The organism is Candidatus Providencia siddallii, assembly GCF_964026685.1.
GTDB classification, from domain to species: Bacteria; Pseudomonadota; Gammaproteobacteria; order Enterobacterales; family Enterobacteriaceae; genus Providencia_A; species Providencia_A siddallii_A.
This window is the reverse complement of sequence record NZ_OZ034688.1, coordinates 374106-391768: the sequence shown is the minus strand read 5'-3', so window position 1 is coordinate 391768 and position 17663 is coordinate 374106. Positions and strand designations below refer to the sequence as shown.

Here is a 17663-nt window from a genome sequence, read left to right as displayed (position 1 = left end):
TATTTTTTTTGTTTTAAATATTTGATTTTTTAAAAATATTTTTTGAAAAAAATATCGGTACAACTAAAATGTTAATACCGATATTTAAAAATTTAAAAATATTAATTATATAAATATATTACATCATTCCATTCATCCCGTTCATTCCACCACCCATTCCACCTGTTACATTTGAATCAGATGTATTTGATTTAGGAAGATCGGCAATCATAGCTTCAGTAGTAATCATTAAACCTGCTACAGAAGCAGCAAATTGAAGAGCAGAACGTGTAACCTTAGTTGGATCTAAAATTCCCATTTTAATCATATCGCCATAGTTAGCTGTTACAGCATTATATCCTTCATTACCTTTAGCTGCTTTTACATTGTTAACTATAACTGATGCTTCTTCTCCTGCATTTGTAACTATTTGACGCATAGGAGCTTCCATTGCACGTAATGCAACACGTATACCAACATTTTGTTCTTCGTTATCACCTTTTAATGTTTCTAATTTAGTTGCAACACGAACAAGAGCGGTACCACCACCAGCAACAACTCCTTCTTCTACAGCAGCTCTTGTAGCATGTAATGCATCATCAACACGAGCGCGTTTTGCTTTCATTTCAACTTCAGTTGCTGCACCTACTTTTATTACTGCAACACCACCAGCTAATTTAGCAACGCGTTCTTGTAATTTTTCACGATCATAATCTGAAGTTGATTCTTCTATTTGTTGACGAATTTGAATAATACGTCCTGCAATAGCAGTTTCTTTACCTAATCCATCTATAATAGTTGTAGTATCTTTATTTATAACAATTTTTTTTGCTTGGCCTAAATCTTCTAATGTTGCTTTTTCTAATTCCATCCCAATTTCTTCTGAAATAACTGTTCCGTTAGTTAATGTAGCTATATCTTGTAACATTGCTTTACGACGATCACCAAATCCTGGTGCTTTTACAGCTGCTACTTTTACTATCCCGCGAATAGTATTAACAACTAATGTTGCTAATGCTTCTCCTTCAACATCTTCAGCTATAATAAGAAGAGATTTACTTACTTTTGCAACATTTTCTAATATAGGTAATAATTCGCGAATATTAGAAATTTTCTTATCAACTAATAAAATAAATGGGTTTTCTAATTCAACAGAACCAGTCTCTGCTTTATTAATAAAATAAGGTGATAAATATCCACGATCAAATTGCATTCCTTCTACTACATCAAGTTCATCATCTAATCCTGTACCTTCTTCTACAGTAATTACTCCTTCTTTTCCTACTTTTTTCATAGCTTCTGCAATTAATTTACCTACAGTTTCATCAGAATTTGCAGATATAGTACCAACTTGAGCAATTGATTTACTATCTGAACAAGGAACAGATAGTTCTTTTAATCCTTCAACAGCTGCTAATACAGCTTTATCTATACCACGTTTTAAATCCATAGGATCCATTCCAGCAGCAACTGCTTTTAGTCCTTCAGCAACAATTGATTGTGCTAAAACAGTAGCTGTTGTTGTCCCGTCACCGGATGAATCATTTGCTTTAGAAGCTACTTCTTTTACCATCTGTGCACCCATGTTTTCAAATTTATCATCTAATTCTATTTCACGTGCTACAGATACTCCATCTTTAGTTATAACAGGCGAACCAAAAGATTTATCAAGAATTACATTACGTCCTTTAGGTCCTAAAGTTACTTTTACTGCATCAGCAAGAATGTTAACACCACGAAGCATCTTCGTACGTGCATCACTACCAAATTTAACGTCTTTAGCTGCCATTATCTATTCCTTTTAACTTTTATTTTATTAAGAAATTATGCTTCAACAATCGCTAAAATTTCACTTTCTGACATTATTAATACTTCTTCGTTATTAATTTTTTCGACTTTTACACCATAACCATCGTTAAAAATTACGATATCGCCAACTTTTACATCTGGTATTTTAATCTCACCATTTTCGAGAACACGTCCATTACCTACAGCAAGTACTTCGCCATGATTTGATTTCCCTGCTGCTGTTCCAGTTAATACAATTCCACCAGCTGATTTAGATTCAACTTCTTTACGTTTTACAATAACACGATCATACAATGGGCGAATTTTCATTAACAATTCCTCTAAATAAACAAAGTTTTTACTTAAAAAGAACTGATACTATAAGAAAAATTAGTATCATGTTTGATAACATTTGGGGGTTATACAAACAGTTTTCAAGTGGGGTGTTATTATTTTTTTTATTTTTATATAATTATTTTTATTTTTTATAAAAAAATAGTATTCTTAATTTTAAAGAATTATATTAATTTTAAATTCTAAATGATTTAATTATAATAAGAATACTATACTAAAATATTAATATTTAATAAATGTTTTTAATTTTTATCTTTATGTAAAAATTATAATAAATTATTTATTTTTTATTTTTTTATTTATCTTTTTCTTCTATAGATATTATTTGTATTTTTTCCTCTTCTGGTAATTCATATTCTATAGTAATTGTTAAAAGCCCGTTTGATAAATTAGCTTTTTCTATTTTTACGTTTTTTCCTAAATCAAATTTTAATGAAAATTGTCCTTGTAATATTTCACGATGTATCCATTTTTCATTATCTTGTTTTTTTTCTTTTTTTTCACCTTTTATTGATAAAAGTCCACTTTTTAATGAAATATCTAATTCATTTTCTTTATATCCTGGTACACTAACTGTTAATTCATAATGACTTTCATTAATTTGTTTAAGATTATATGTTTGTAATGGTCTTGAAATTGGTTTTGTTCCTGTTAATTGACTAAACAAACGATCTATTTGATCAAATCTATTTGATAAAACATTATCAGAAATTAAAGGAAAAAAAGAAAAAGGTTTAATTTTATCCATAAATACCTCTCGATTTTATTTATTATATAATATATCATTTTATTATATATAATATATATAAGAATTTATTTTAATATTTCAAGTATAAATAAAATATTTTTTAAATTATTTTTTAACTTAATTAAAATTTTTTATATAAAATATGCGTAATTTTTATATAAAATATAAATATTAATATTTTGTAGTATATTATCTAATCAATGCATGCATTTCTTGTAATGAAATTATATTTTTAATTGGGTTTATATTTAATGATATTATTGTAGCAAAACTACCATTTAAAGTAGTATCATAATAAACGTTATATTTTAATGCATTATAACGTATTAATTTTGAATCTTTAATTGCTTGTTTATCAGAAGTTGTATTAACAATATAATTATATTCACCATTTTGAATCATATCTTGAATATGTGGATTGCCTTCATTTACTTTATTTACCAATCTTGAAAAAATTCCTGCTTTTTTTAAAGCTAATGACGTACCTTTAGTTGCATCTAATTTAAAACCTTGATTTAATAATTCAATAGCTAAATTGATAACACGTGTTTTATCTTCATCACGAACAGATAATAATACACGTCCAGGTTTTTTTATAATAGAATTACTACTTAACATTGCTTTAGAAAAAGCTTCTGCAAAGGTATTACCAACACCCATAACTTCTCCTGTTGATCTCATTTCAGGACCAAGAATTGGATCTATACCTTGAAATTTATTAAACGGTAATACTGCTTTTTTTATAGAAAAATATGGCGGTATGATTTCTTTTGTAATATTCAATTGTTTTAATGTTTTACCAACCATAATACGCGCTGCAACTTTAGCTAAAGAAACACCTGTTGCTTTTGACACAAAAGGTATAGTTCTTGAAGCACGTGGGTTTACTTCTATAATATAAATTTCATTATTTTTTATTGCAAATTGTACATTCATAAGTCCACAAATACCTAATTCAACAGCAAGATTATGTACTTGTTTACGTATTAAATTTTGTATTTCATTACTTAAAGTATAAGCTGGTAATGAACATGCAGAATCGCCTGAATGAACCCCTGCTTGTTCAACATGTTCCATAATTCCACCGATTAACACTGTTTTTTTATCACAAACAATATCTACATCAACTTCTATCGCATTTTCTAAAAAACGATCTAATAAAACTGGTTCATTACTAGAAATATTAAATATATTTTTAAAATAATTACGTAAATCTTTTTCGTTATATATAATTTCCATAGCCTTTCCACCTAATACATAAGATGGTCTAACTACTAATGGATATCCAATATTATATGATTTATCAATTGCTTCTTTTACGTTTGTTACTGTTATATTTTTTGGTTGTTTTAAATGTAAATGATTAATTACTTGTTGAAAACGTTTTCTATTTTCTGCTCTATCTATTGAATCAGAACTAGTTCCTATGATTGGAACGCCAGCTTCTTCTAATGATTTTGATAACTTTAATGGGGTTTGCCCACCATATTGTACTATTACTCCTTTAGGTTTTTCGATACGAACAATTTCTACTATACTTTCAAGAGTAATTGGTTCAAAATATAGACGATCTGATATATCATAATCTGTTGAAACAGTTTCTGGATTACAATTAATCATAATTATTTCGTAACCATCTTCTCTTAAAGCAATAGAAGCATGCACACAACAATAATCAAATTCTATACCTTGACCAATGCGATTTGGTCCAGAACCTAATATTATGATTTTTGGTTTTTTATTATTAGGATTACATTCACATTCATCTTCATAAGTAGAATACATATAAGCTGTATGTGTTATAAATTCTGCAGCACAAGTATCAACACGTTTATAAACTGGATATAGATTATAATTTTGACGTAATTTACGTATTGTTTTTTCATCCGTTCTAATTAAGTAAGCTAATCGTGCATCAGAAAAGCCTTTACGTTTTAATATTCGTAAAAATTTTTTTGTTATTTTATTAATAGATTTTTTTGCTATTAATTGCTCTAATTTTATTAATTCTTTTATTTGAGATAAAAACCAACAATCAATATTTGTTAAATTAAAAATAAAATTAATTGATAAACCTATACGAAAAGCATCTGCAATATACCAAATGCGTTCTGCGCCAGGATTTTTTAATTCGTAAATAATATGTTTTAACGTATTTTTGTCATTTTTTAAAATTTTAGAATCAAAACCGGCAGCACCAACCTCTAATCCACATAATGCTTTTTGTATTGATTCTTGAAATGTGCGTCCAATTCCCATTACTTCACCAATAGATTTCATTTGAGTGGTCAATCTATCATTTGTACCAAAAAATTTTTCAAAATTAAAACGTGGAATTTTTGTTACAACATAATCTATGGATGGTTCAAAAGATGCAGGTGTTTTATTACCGGTAATGCTGTTTGTTAATTCGTCAAGTGTATATCCTATAGCTAATTTTGCTGATATTTTTGCTATAGGAAAACCTGTGGCTTTTGATGCTAATGCAGATGATCGTGAAACACGTGGATTCATTTCTATAATAACTAATCTACCATCTTTTGGATTAAGTGCAAATTGAACATTAGCCCCACCAGTTTCTATACCAATTTCTCGCAATACAGAAATAGAAGCATTTCTCATTATTTGATAATCTTTATCAGTTAAAGTTTGAGCTGGAGCAACTGTTATAGAATCTCCAGTATGTATGCCCATTGGATCAAAATTTTCTATAGAGCAAACAATAATACAATTGTCTTTTTTATCACGTACCACTTCCATTTCATATTCTTTCCAACCAATTAATGATTCATCAATTAATAATTCATTATTTGGCGATAAATTAAATCCAGAAAAACAAATTTCTTTAAAATCGTTATTATTATAAGCAATTCCACTACCAGCCCCACCCATTGTAAACGATGGACGAATAATACATGGAAATCCAATTTTTTTTACTATATAATATGCTTCATGTATATTATGTGCTATACCTGAACGAGTAGTATTTAATCCAATTTTTTTTACAGCGTTATTAAAACGATATCGATTCTCTGCTTTATCAATAGCATCCACAGTTGCCCCAATCATTTTAATATTAAATTTTTTTAAAATACCATTGCGTTCAAGATCAATAACGCAGTTAAGTGCTGTTTGCCCACCCATAGTAGGCAAAATAGCATCTGGTAATTCTTTTTCGATAATTTTACTAACAATTTCCCAATTAATTGGTTGAATATAAGTTACATCTGCAATATCCGGATCAGTCATAATGGTTGCTAGATTTGAGTTAACTAAAATAACTCGATATCCTTCTTCTTTTATTGCATTACATGCTTGTACCCCGGAATAATCAAATTCACATGCCTGACCAATTGTGATTGGCCCAGCTCCTAAAATCAAAATGCTTTTTATATCTATACGTTTTGTCATTTTTACTCCTGTATTATTTGCATTTTGATATGATATGTTTTTGTTTATAATTATTAATTAAATTAATAAAGTGATCAAATAATTTATTAGCATCATGTGGTCCAGGACTTGCTTCAGGATGTCCTTGAAAACTAAAAAAAGGTTTATTTATATGATGAATACCTTGTAATGTTCCATCAAATAATGATTTATGAGTTATTCGTAATGTTTTTGGTAATGTAAGCTCATCAACTATAAAGTTATGATTTTGTGATGTAATTATAATTGTATCATTATCTAAATCTTTAACAGGATGGTTTGCACCATGATGACCAAATTTCATTTTTACAGTATTAGCTCCATTAGCTAATGCTAATAATTGATGACCTAAACATATACCAAATATAGGTATATTTTTTTTTAAAAATTTTTTTATTTCTTTAATTACATTAATACATAAAGATGGATCACCAGGGCCATTAGATAAAAAAATACCATCTGGATTCATTGATAATACTTTTTCTGTTGATGTTATAGATGGGACAAGTGTTATATTGCAACCACGATTAATTAACATATGTAAAATATTTTTTTTAACACCAAAATCATAGGTAACAACATGTAATAATTTTTTTTTATTTGTGCTTAATTTATTATTTTTTAATGGCAAAAAACATTTTTTATAATTATAAATTTTATTTGTACCAATATTTTGTGATAAATTTACATTTTTTGATTTTGAAAAAAAATTTATTTTTTCTAAAATTATTTTTTTTTTTTGTTTTTTACCAGTAAAAATACATCCATTTTGTGTTCCTTTATTTCTTAATAAACGAGTTAATTTTCTAGTGTCTATATCTGAAATTGCAATAATTTTGTGCCGTTTGAGATATTTGTTAAGACTTTCTTTTCCTCTAAGTTTGTTATATGTTATTGATAAATCACGAATTATTAAACCTTTTATATGTATTTTTTGTGATTCTTCATCATTATTATTAACACCAACGTTACCAATATGTGGATATGTAAAAGTAATAATTTGATTAGAATAAGAAGGATCTGTAATTATTTCTTGATATCCAGTCATTGATGTATTAAAAACTATTTCTCCAATTGTGATTCCTTCAATACCTATACTGTAACCGTGAAATTCTGTACCATCTTCTAAAATTAATGTAGCTAACTTATTCAAAATGGTCCTCCAAAATAATGATTATACTTTAGATTTTTAATTTTATTCTTTATAAAAGCAATATTAATTTTATTTAAATTGAATAAGTAAGTGAAAATAAAATAAAAATATAAATTGATAAAGTTTTTACAAAAAAATTATAAAAATATAATAATTTTTATACGAAAGATAATTATAAATCATTTATATTTAATACATCTTTCATGTTATATAAACCTATTTTTTTATCTATTATCCAATTAGAAGCTTTTATTGCACCTTTAGCAAATGTTGCTCTATTTGATACTTTATGTATTATTTCGATTTGTTCACCAATATTCGCAAATATTACAGTATGTTCACCAACAATATCTCCAGCTCTAATCGTTGTAAAATTAATTGTACCTTTTTTTCGATTTTTTATATCAGAAATACAATTTTTTAAGTTTTTTCCTAATGCATTAGCTATTGATTCTCCAATAGTTAATGCTGTTCCTGAAGGTGAATCAATTTTATTGCGATGGTGTAGATCTATAATTTCTATATCACTATTAATTCCAATTATTTTGGTAGTTTTTTCTGCTAATTTTAATAATAAATTAGCTCCAATACTAAAATTTGAAGAATATACAATTGGTATAATTTTACTAGCATTAATAATTATTTGTTTTTCTTGATCATTAAAACCAGTTGTTCCAATAATCATTGGTTTTAATTTTTTTATGCAAAAAGACAAGCATTCTAAAGTAAATTTTGGAATACTAAAATCTATAAGAACATCAAAATCATCAATAATTTCATTTAATGAATCGGTAATAATTACTCCAAGTTTTTTTGTTTTAATAAAATTTCCTACATCAACTTTAATATATTCAGAATCTTTTCGTGCAATAGCTGCTATAAGTATCATATTGTTTTCATTTTTTAAAAGTTTAATTAATTGACGACCCATTCGTCCAGCAGCTCCAGTAATTACAATACGTATAATTGATTTTTTCATTTTATTCTGTTTGTAGTTAATGTTAAAAATAAATCTAAAATTTAAGTTTATTTATATAAAATTATTATATTTATAGCTTTATTTTAAATAATTTATTTTAAAATTTTTGGTAATGTAAAAAACATTTTTTCGTCATTTGCTTGCATTTCAATTACATGTTTAACTCCAAGTTTTTTTAATTTTTTTAATATTTGTAATATTAAAATATTAGGTACTGATGCTCCAGCAGTTAAACCAATTATTTTTATATTACGCAACCATTCAATATTAATATCGTTAACACAATCAATTAAATAAGCTGGTTTGTTAATTTTTAATATTAATTCTAATAAACGATTTGAATTTGATGAATTTTTAGATCCTACAATTAAAATAAGATCAGATTTTTTAGCTATTTTTTTTATTGCTTTTTGACGATTTATAGTTGCATAACAAATATCAGATTTAATTTGGCCAATAATGTTTGGAAAAGATTTTGTAAGTTCATTAATAATATTAGATGCGTCATCAATAGAAAATGTTGTTTGTGTTATAAACAATAATTTATTTATATTTTTAACTTTTAAATTATAAACATCTTTTATATTTTTAATTAAATATATTCCTCCTTTATCATTATTATATTGACCTATAGTACTATTAATTTCTGGATGACCATGATGTCCAATTAAAATAACTTCATTGCCTTTGTTATTCGCTTTAGTTACTTTTATATGATTTTTTTTTACCAATGGACACGTTGCATCTAATATTACATTAAAATTACGAGAATATGCTTCTTGACGAATAGATTTGGATACACCGTGTGCAGAAAATATTAAAACTGAATTGTCTGGTATTTCTGAAAAATTTTCTATAAAAATAACTCCTTGTTTTAATAAATTATTTATAATATATTTATTATGCACTAATTCATGAAGAACATAAATTGGTGCTCCATATTTTTTTAATGCTAATTCTACAATGTTAATTGCACGTTTTACTCCTGCACAAAGTCCACGAGGTTTAGCTAATAATATTTTCATAATTTTTAAAATTATTTATTTTTTAAAATTAAAATTTATTTTTTAAAAAAACTATATATAATCATATATTACAAAAATAATGTTTTATAAAAATTTATTTTTTATTTTTTATTATATAATAGTTATCAAATATTATTAAAAAAGTTCCAATACTAATAAATATATCTGCAAAATTAAAAATCGGCCAACAAAAACTTTTAATATAAAAATATATATAATCTATAACAAAACCATGAATTAAACGATCAATAATATTTCCAATTGCCCCGCCAATAATAAATCCATAAGCAAAATTACTTAAATATTTTTTTGAACTTTGTTGATACATTATATATATTAGAACAATAGAGATAATTATAGCAATGATTGATAGAAACCAACGTTGTAATTCATGATCGCTAGATAAAAATCCAAATGCAATTCCAAAATTTTGTGTGTATACTATTTTTAATGATTTCATTATATGATATGATTCATATAGTTTAAATTTATTAAAAATAATTTGTTTTATTAATAAATCAAAAGTTGCAATTATAATAATTAACCATGTAAATCGTAGTCCAGTAGAACAAATATATAGTTTCATTAAACAAATTTACGTACCTCCCCATCACCAAAAATATTACTAATACATCGATTACAAATATCTTTTTGTTGTAAATTTATAGATATATCCTTTGTATAATGCCAACATCTATTACATTTTTTACCTTCAGCTTTATTGCAAATTATTTTAAGTCCATTTAATCCGCTATTTTTTGCATCATTAGGAGATTCATTGATATTTAAAATTTTAATTTGTGATGTCATAAAAACAAAATGTAGTTCATCACGTAACATATTTAATTTTTTAAATATATCATTGTCAGCATATAAAATTAACGATGTTTCTAATGAAGATTTTATATATTTATTTCTACGAGCTTGTTCTAAAATTTTATTTACTTCTGTTTTAATTATTAGTATTTTTTTCCAAAAATTATCATTCATTTCAATAGAATTATTTAAACAAAATAGACCATCATACCATTCTTCTGTAAAAACAAATTTAGATCTTTTACCTGGTAACTTTTTCCATATTTCATCAGAGGTAAATGAAAGAATAGGAGAAATCCAACGAACTAATGATTCTATTATATGAAATAAAGCAGATTGACAACTATAACAATTTAAACTGTTACTTTTAGTTGTATATTTTCGATCTTTAATAATATCTAAATAAAAAGAACTCATTTTAATAGAACAAAAATGAGTTATATGTTTTATAACAGAAAAAAAATCATATTTATTATATGATTTTATAATTTTTTTTTGTGTTTTAAATGCTTGCCCAACAGCCCAATAATCTATTGAAATCATATTTTTTGGTTTTACAATATTTATTTCAGGATTAAAATCATTTAAATTTGCTAATAAAAAACGAGCTGTATTACGAATATGACGATATGAATCTATAACACCTTTTAAAATTTCATCTGAAATTGCTATATCATTGTTATAATTACTACAAGCAACCCATAAGCGTAAAATGTCAGCACCAAATTTATTAATAATATCTTTTGGACTAATAGTATTACCTATAGATTTAGACATTTTACGATTTTGTCCATCAACAACAAAACCATGAGTTAAAACTTGATTATAAGGATGTTTTTTTTTTGTTATTACAGATAATATTAGTGATGACATAAACCAACCACGATGTTGATCTAATCCTTCAAGATATAAATCTACAGAATTACCATGATATTCTAGGCGATTATCTATAACCGTAAAATATGTTGAACCTGAATCAAACCAAACATCTAATGTATCTTGGATTTTTTCATAAGAATTAGCTTCATTACCAAGTATATCTTTTATATTAAGATCCCACCAAGCTTGTATGCCATTATTTTCAACTTTATTTGCTATATCTTCAATTAATTCTAATGTACGAGGATGTAATTTTCCTGTTTTTTTATGAACAAATAAAGTGATTGGTGTTCCCCAAATTCGTTGTCTTGAAATACACCAATCAGGACGATTTTCTAACATTGATTTTATCTGTAAAAAACCTGTGGATGGGATCCATTTTACATAATTAATTTCATTTAATAATTGTTTACGTAAATTGTTTTTGTTCATGCATATAAACCATTGTTTAGTAGCACGAAAAATAACAAGTGTTTTATGACGCCAACAAAATGGAACTTTATGAGTAATATAATTTTTATAAAATAAACATTGTTTTTCATTTAATATTTTAATAATAATGTCATTAGATTTAAAAATAAAAATCCCGTTTAATAATGGATGAATATTAAATAAAAAACATCCGTTAGAATCAATTAGATTTGCTAATTTTAATTTATATTTTGAAGCAACTATATAATCTTCTTGACCATGATCTGGAGCTGTATGAACTGCACCTGTGCCTACATTTAATACAACATGATTACTTAAAATTATAGGAACATTAAAATTCATAAATGGGTGTTTAAAATAAAATAATTCTAATTCATTACCATTGCATATACCATGTATAGTCCAATTTTTTTTTCCAATTGTTTTCATTAAATCTATAACAAGATCACTAGCTAAAATAATTAATTCATTATCTACATCAATTAAACTATACTGTGCTTTTGGATTTATAGAAATAGCACGATTAGCAGGTAAAGTTCATGGTGTGGTTGTCCAAATTATTATAGATATACTTTTATTACATATAAATCCAAATTTTTTGCATATTTCATCACTATTCAAAGCTTCGAATCGAACATATATAGCTGGAGATATATTTTTATGATACTCAACTTCAGCTTCAGCAAGTGAAGATTTGCATTCTGTACACCAATAAACAGGTTTAAATTTTTTTACTAAATTATTATTTTTGATGATTTTTCCTAAAACTCTTATAGTATCAGCTTCTACTTTAAAATTCATTGTATAATATGGTTTATTCCAATCACCTAGTACACCTAAACGAATAAAATCTTTTTTTTGTTTTTCAATTTGAAATTGAGCATATTCACGACATTTAATACGAAATTCAGTATCAGATATATGTTTTTTATTTTTTTTTAAATACTGTTCGATTTTATGTTCAATTGGTAAACCATGACAATCTCAACCAGGAATATATGGAGAATCATATCCATTTAATCCTTTAGATTTTATAATAATATCTTTAAGAATTTTATTAACTGAATGTCCAATATGGATGTTACCATTTGCATATGGAGGTCCATCGTGTAAAATAAACATTTTTTTTCCAAGTTTAGATTCACGTATTTTTTGATATAATTTATTTTTATACCAATATTCTAATATTTCTGGTTCGTGTTTAACAAGATTAGCACGCATTTCAAAATTGGTTTTTGGAAGATTTAATGTATCTTTATAATCACTCATGAATTTTATTCCATTTATATGTTAAAAAATATTTTTTTTAAATTTTATTAAAATATTTTTTTGTTGCAATTACATCTTTTATAATTTGTTTTTTTAATTTTTTTAAAGATTTAAATTTACGTTCATTTCGTAATTTTTTAAGCAATACTACATTTATATAACATCCATATAAATTCATATTTATATCAATTATATAAACTTCTAATTGTATTTCTTTTGATGATAAAGTTGGTTTTTTACCGATATTTGCTACACCTTGTAATACTTTTTTATGTAATCCATATATTTCTACAATATAAACTCCTGTAACAGGAGTAACAAAACGTTTTAATAATAAATTTGCTGTAGGAAAACCTATTTTTCTACCAATTTGTTCACCATATATAACTCGTCCACTAATACAATAATGATGCCCTAATAATTTTTCTGCTAAAATAAAATTATTTTTTTGAATTACCTTTCGAATTAATGTGCTACTGATTCTAATTTTAGAATCACATAAACTCTCTGTATTAATAATATTAAAATTAAATATTTTAGAAATTTTTTTTAAAAAATTGAAATCTCCTATACGATTTTTTCCAAAACGAAAATCATCACCTATAATAAGATATTTAGTATTTAATTTATTAACAAGAATTTTAGATACAAAATCAAAATGTGTTAACGATGCAATATATTTATTAAATTTAATGATTAACAAATAATGTATATTAATTTCTAATAAATATTTTACTTTATCACGAAAACTCGTTAAACGAGCAGGTGTTTTTGTATTTTTTGAAAAAAATTCAAGTGGTTGAGGTTCAAAAAGTATTACTACAGTTGGAAGATTTAACTGTTTTCCTTTTAACTTTAAATTGTTAAGTAATAATTGATGTCCTCTATGAACACCATCAAAATTACCTATAGTTAATACACAACCAGAATGGTATGCTTTAATATTATGCATACCTCGAATTATCTCCATATCAAATTAACGCCAAAATCATTATAATATTGCAAAAATGATATATTTTAAATATAAAAACATTTTTAAAAAAAATTATATAAAAATATAATTTTATAATTAATTTGTTAAATAATTATAATAAATTATATTTATTTTATATTTAATAATAATTAAAAAACAAAAAAGCAAAACAATACAATAATATTATTATATATTATAATATATATTATATATTATTTAATATTAAATAAATTATTTATGATAAAATGATTTATTATTTGATTTTTTTAAAAAAAATTATATTTTAAAACATATTAATATTTTGTTTTTTAATATAAAACAACAAATAAAATTTGGAGGTTGTTATTTTGGCTAATATTAAATCAGCTAAAAAACGTGTTATTCAAGCAGAAAAACGTCGTAAACAAAATACAAGTCAACGTTCTATGATTCGTACTTTTATAAAAAAAGTTTACTTTGCAATATCTACAGGTAACAAAGAATTAGCTAAAAAAGCATTTAACGATATGCAACGTATTGTTGATCGTTATGCTGCTAAAGGAATAATACATAAAAATAAGTCAGCACGTCATAAATCTAATTTATCAGCTAAAATCAAGATAATGTAATATTAAAACCGGCTAATCCCGGTTTTATATTAATTATATATTAATATGTTCATAAAATATTATTTTGTTAAATCATCGAAAAATTTTCTTACACCATCTAAAAAACTTTTTGAACGCGGACTATTTTTTTCTCCACTAATACCACCAAGCGATTCTCCAAATATCTCAAGTAACTCTTTTTGTCTTTCATTTAATTTAACAGGAGTTTCAACAACAATTCTACACATTAAATCACCATATGTATTTCCTCGCACTGATTTTACACCTTTACCTTTCATTCGAAAAGTTTTTCCAGTTTGAGTTTCCGCTGGAATTTTTAATTTTACACAACCATCAATAGTTGGTACTGCGATTTCACCTCCTAATGCTGCAATAGAAAAATTAATAGGTACATCACAATTTAAATTATTACGATCACGTATAAATATATTATGAGGTAATACATTTATTTGTACAAATAAATCTCCTGATTGTGCACCATTTATCCCTGCTTCTCCTTCGCCAGATAATCTAATACGATCTCCAGTATTTATACCTGCAGGTATTTTTACAGATAATGTTTTATATCGTTCAATTCTACCTTGTCCGTGACATTTATTACATGGATTTTTAATTATTTTTTTTCTGCCATTACAACCAGGACATGTTTGTTGTATTGAAAAAAAACTTTGACGAACATGAATTTGTCCTATTCCATGACACATTGAACAAAATTCTGCACTAGTTCCAGGTCTTGAACAAGTTCCATTACAAAAATTACAAGTAACAAGTGTTGGTATTCTAATTTCTTTTGTTATTCCTCGTACAACTTCTTCTAGAGTTAATTCTATATTATATTGTAAATCTGAACCACGAAATTGACGATTCTGTTTTTTATTTCCTCCAAAAATATCACCAAAAACATCACCAAAGATATCACTAAAACTAGTGCTATCACTAGATATATTTTGTTCGAATCCAGAATGACCATATTGGTCATAAGTTGCTCTTTTTTGATTATTAGAGAGAACTTCATAAGCTTCTTTTATTTCTTTAAATTTAGCTTCTGATTCATTTTTTTTATCCTGATTTCTATCAGGATGATATTTTATTGCCAATTTTTTATATGCTCGTTTTATTTCTTTATCTGATGCATTTTTTTCGACACCTAAAATATCATAAAAATCTTTTTTTACCATTTAACTAACCATTAACAAACAAATTATTATTTAATTTTAAATTAATAGCTTATTTAATTTTCTAAATTAATTATATATTTATATACATAAATATTTATAAATAAAATAAACAATGTTATTTTTTATCTTTATCATTAATTTCTTCAAATTCAGCATCAACAACATTATCATCTTTTTTTGTTTTTTCGCATGTTTTATCACATTTTTGTTTTTTATTTTGTTGTGTAATTTCAAAAAGTTTTGTAGATTCTGTTATTAAAGCAGAAATTTTTTCTTCAATATCTTTTTTATCTTCATTTTTCATTGATTTTTCTAATTCATTAATAATTTTTTCTATATTTTCTTTATCTGTTACTTGTAGTTTTTCATTAGCTTCTTTTACTTGTTTACGGGTGCTATGGATTAATTGATCTGCTTGATTACGAACTTGAACTAACTCTTCAAATTTACGATCAGTTTCAGAATTTATTTCTGCATCTCGTATCATTTTTTCAATTTCTTTATCATTTAATCCAGAAGAAGCTTTAATAGTAATATTTTGTTCACGTCCGCTATTTTTGTCTTTTGCAGAAACATGTAAAATACCATCAGCATCTATATCAAATGTAACTTCAATTTGAGGTATTCCTCTTGGAGCCGGTTGTATACCATCTAAATTAAATTGTCCTAACGATTTATTATTATTAGCACGTTTACGTTCACCTTGTAAAACATGAATAGTAACGGCAGATTGATTATCTTCTGCTGTTGAAAAAACTTGACTATGTTTTGTTGGTATTGTAGTGTTTTTTGGAATTAATGAAGTCATCACACCACCCATAGTTTCAATACCTAAAGATAATGGAGTAACATCAAGTAAAAGAACATCTTTAACATCACCTGATAAAACACCGCCTTGTACTGCAGCGCCAATTGCCACTGCTTCATCTGGATTAACATCTTTACGTGGTTCTTTTCCAAAAAAATCAGCAACAGCTTTTTGAACCATTGGCATTCGTGTTTGCCCACCAACTAATATAACATCATTTATATTATTTATATTTAATCCTGCATCTTTTAAAGCAATTTTCACTGGATCTATAGAACGTTTAACTAAATCTTCTACAAGAGATTCTAGTTTTGCACGAGTAACTTTAATGTTCATATGACTAGGTCCATTTGCATTTGCTGTTATATATGGTAAATTAACATTAGTTTGCTGTGCTGAAGAAAGTTCAATTTTTGCTTTTTCTGCAGATTCTTTTAATCTTTGCATTGCAAGTGAATCGTTACGCAAATCTATTCCTTGATCTTTTCTAAATTCTTCCACTAAATAATTAATTAATCTTGTATCGAAATCTTCTCCACCTAAATGAGTATCTCCATTGGTAGCTAAAACTTCATATGTTTTTTCACCATCAACTTCATCAAGTTCAATAATTGATAAATCAAATGTTCCACCACCCAAATCATAAACAGCAATTATTCGATTTCCAACTTCTTTATCTAAACCATAAGCTAATGCAGCTGCTGTTGGTTCATTTATAATACGTTTTACATCTAAACCTGCAATTCGACCAGCATCCTTAGTTGCTTGACGTTGAGCATCATTAAAATATGCTGGAACAGTGATAACAGCTTCTGTAATAGATTCACCTAAATAATCTTCTGCAGTTTTTTTCATTTTTTTTAAAACTTCAGCAGAAATTTGTGGGGGAGCAATTTTTTGCCCTTTTACATCAACCCATGTATCTCCATTATCAGCAGGAATAATTTTATAAGGCATAATATCAACATCTCGCTGAACTTCTTTATCTTGAAAACGACGACCAATTAAACGCTTTATTGCAAATAAAGTATTCTTTGGATTAGTTACAGCTTGACGTTTTGCTGGTTGACCAACTAATATTTCTCCATCTTGAGTATAAGCAATAATAGAAGGAGTTGTTCTATCTCCTTCACTATTTTCAATAACACGTGCAGATGAACCATCCATAATAGCAACACACGAATTAGTTGTACCTAAATCAATACCAATAATTTTACCCATCTAAATGCCTCCGAATTTTTTACT

At 25.8% G+C, this 17663-nt stretch carries 13 protein-coding genes; 1 reads left to right on the top strand and 12 read right to left on the bottom strand.

Going from position 1 to position 17663, the window contains the following annotated elements; translation table 4 throughout:
* Nucleotides 1-118: 118 nt before the first annotated feature.
* The 10 genes from groL to ribF form a co-directional block, all read right to left on the bottom strand.
* Nucleotides 119-1768, bottom strand: coding sequence for a chaperonin GroEL (gene groL, locus AAGD61_RS01660; RefSeq protein ID WP_341764724.1), 1650 nt, complete (start codon nucleotides 1766-1768; stop codon nucleotides 119-121).
* A gap of 35 nt (nucleotides 1769-1803) precedes the next feature.
* Nucleotides 1804-2097 carry a co-chaperone GroES gene (locus AAGD61_RS01655; RefSeq protein WP_341764723.1) on the bottom strand — a complete coding sequence of 98 codons (294 nt, stop codon included), beginning with the start codon at nucleotides 2095-2097 and terminating at the stop codon, nucleotides 1804-1806.
* Nucleotides 2098-2416: 319 nt separating this feature from the next.
* Entirely contained in the window at nucleotides 2417-2869 is a 453-nt protein-coding gene (locus AAGD61_RS01650; RefSeq protein ID WP_341764722.1) for an Hsp20 family protein, read from the bottom strand.
* A 189-nt stretch (nucleotides 2870-3058) separates the two neighbouring features.
* Nucleotides 3059-6280, bottom strand: coding sequence for a carbamoyl-phosphate synthase large subunit (carB, locus tag AAGD61_RS01645; RefSeq protein WP_341764721.1), 3222 nt, complete (start codon nucleotides 6278-6280; stop codon nucleotides 3059-3061).
* A 13-nt stretch (nucleotides 6281-6293) separates the two neighbouring features.
* On the bottom strand, nucleotides 6294-7451 hold the full coding sequence (gene carA, locus AAGD61_RS01640; protein ID WP_341764720.1) for a glutamine-hydrolyzing carbamoyl-phosphate synthase small subunit: 1158 nt from the start codon (nucleotides 7449-7451) through the stop codon (nucleotides 6294-6296).
* A gap of 172 nt (nucleotides 7452-7623) precedes the next feature.
* Nucleotides 7624-8430: a 4-hydroxy-tetrahydrodipicolinate reductase gene (dapB, locus tag AAGD61_RS01635; protein WP_341764719.1), complete on the bottom strand. Its 807-nt coding sequence runs from the start codon at nucleotides 8428-8430 to the stop codon at nucleotides 7624-7626.
* 92 nt (nucleotides 8431-8522) lie between these two features.
* Complete coding sequence (gene ispH, locus AAGD61_RS01630) at nucleotides 8523-9455, bottom strand: 4-hydroxy-3-methylbut-2-enyl diphosphate reductase (protein WP_341764718.1); 933 nt, start codon at nucleotides 9453-9455, stop codon at nucleotides 8523-8525.
* A gap of 94 nt (nucleotides 9456-9549) precedes the next feature.
* A complete protein-coding gene (gene lspA, locus AAGD61_RS01625; protein WP_341764717.1) occupies nucleotides 9550-10041 on the bottom strand; it encodes a signal peptidase II in 492 nt (163 codons plus the stop codon).
* Entirely contained in the window at nucleotides 10041-12851 is a 2811-nt protein-coding gene (gene ileS, locus AAGD61_RS01620; protein ID WP_341764716.1) for an isoleucine--tRNA ligase, read from the bottom strand. Before ileS ends, lspA begins: the two co-directional genes overlap by 1 nt.
* A gap of 37 nt (nucleotides 12852-12888) precedes the next feature.
* Nucleotides 12889-13821 (bottom strand): bifunctional riboflavin kinase/FAD synthetase, encoded by a 933-nt coding sequence (gene ribF, locus AAGD61_RS01615; protein WP_341764715.1) that lies wholly within the window; start codon nucleotides 13819-13821, stop codon nucleotides 12889-12891.
* 350 nt (nucleotides 13822-14171) lie between these two features.
* Between ribF and rpsT the strand changes: the two genes are divergently transcribed.
* Entirely contained in the window at nucleotides 14172-14432 is a 261-nt protein-coding gene (rpsT, locus tag AAGD61_RS01610; protein ID WP_341765282.1) for a 30S ribosomal protein S20, read from the top strand.
* A 59-nt stretch (nucleotides 14433-14491) separates the two neighbouring features.
* On the opposite strand, the gene dnaJ is transcribed toward rpsT, so the two are convergent.
* Nucleotides 14492-15610 (bottom strand): molecular chaperone DnaJ, encoded by a 1119-nt coding sequence (dnaJ, locus tag AAGD61_RS01605; RefSeq protein WP_341765281.1) that lies wholly within the window; start codon nucleotides 15608-15610, stop codon nucleotides 14492-14494.
* 115 nt (nucleotides 15611-15725) lie between these two features.
* Complete coding sequence (dnaK, locus tag AAGD61_RS01600; protein ID WP_341765280.1) at nucleotides 15726-17639, bottom strand: molecular chaperone DnaK; 1914 nt, start codon at nucleotides 17637-17639, stop codon at nucleotides 15726-15728.
* Between the last annotated feature and the right edge of the window lie 24 nt (nucleotides 17640-17663).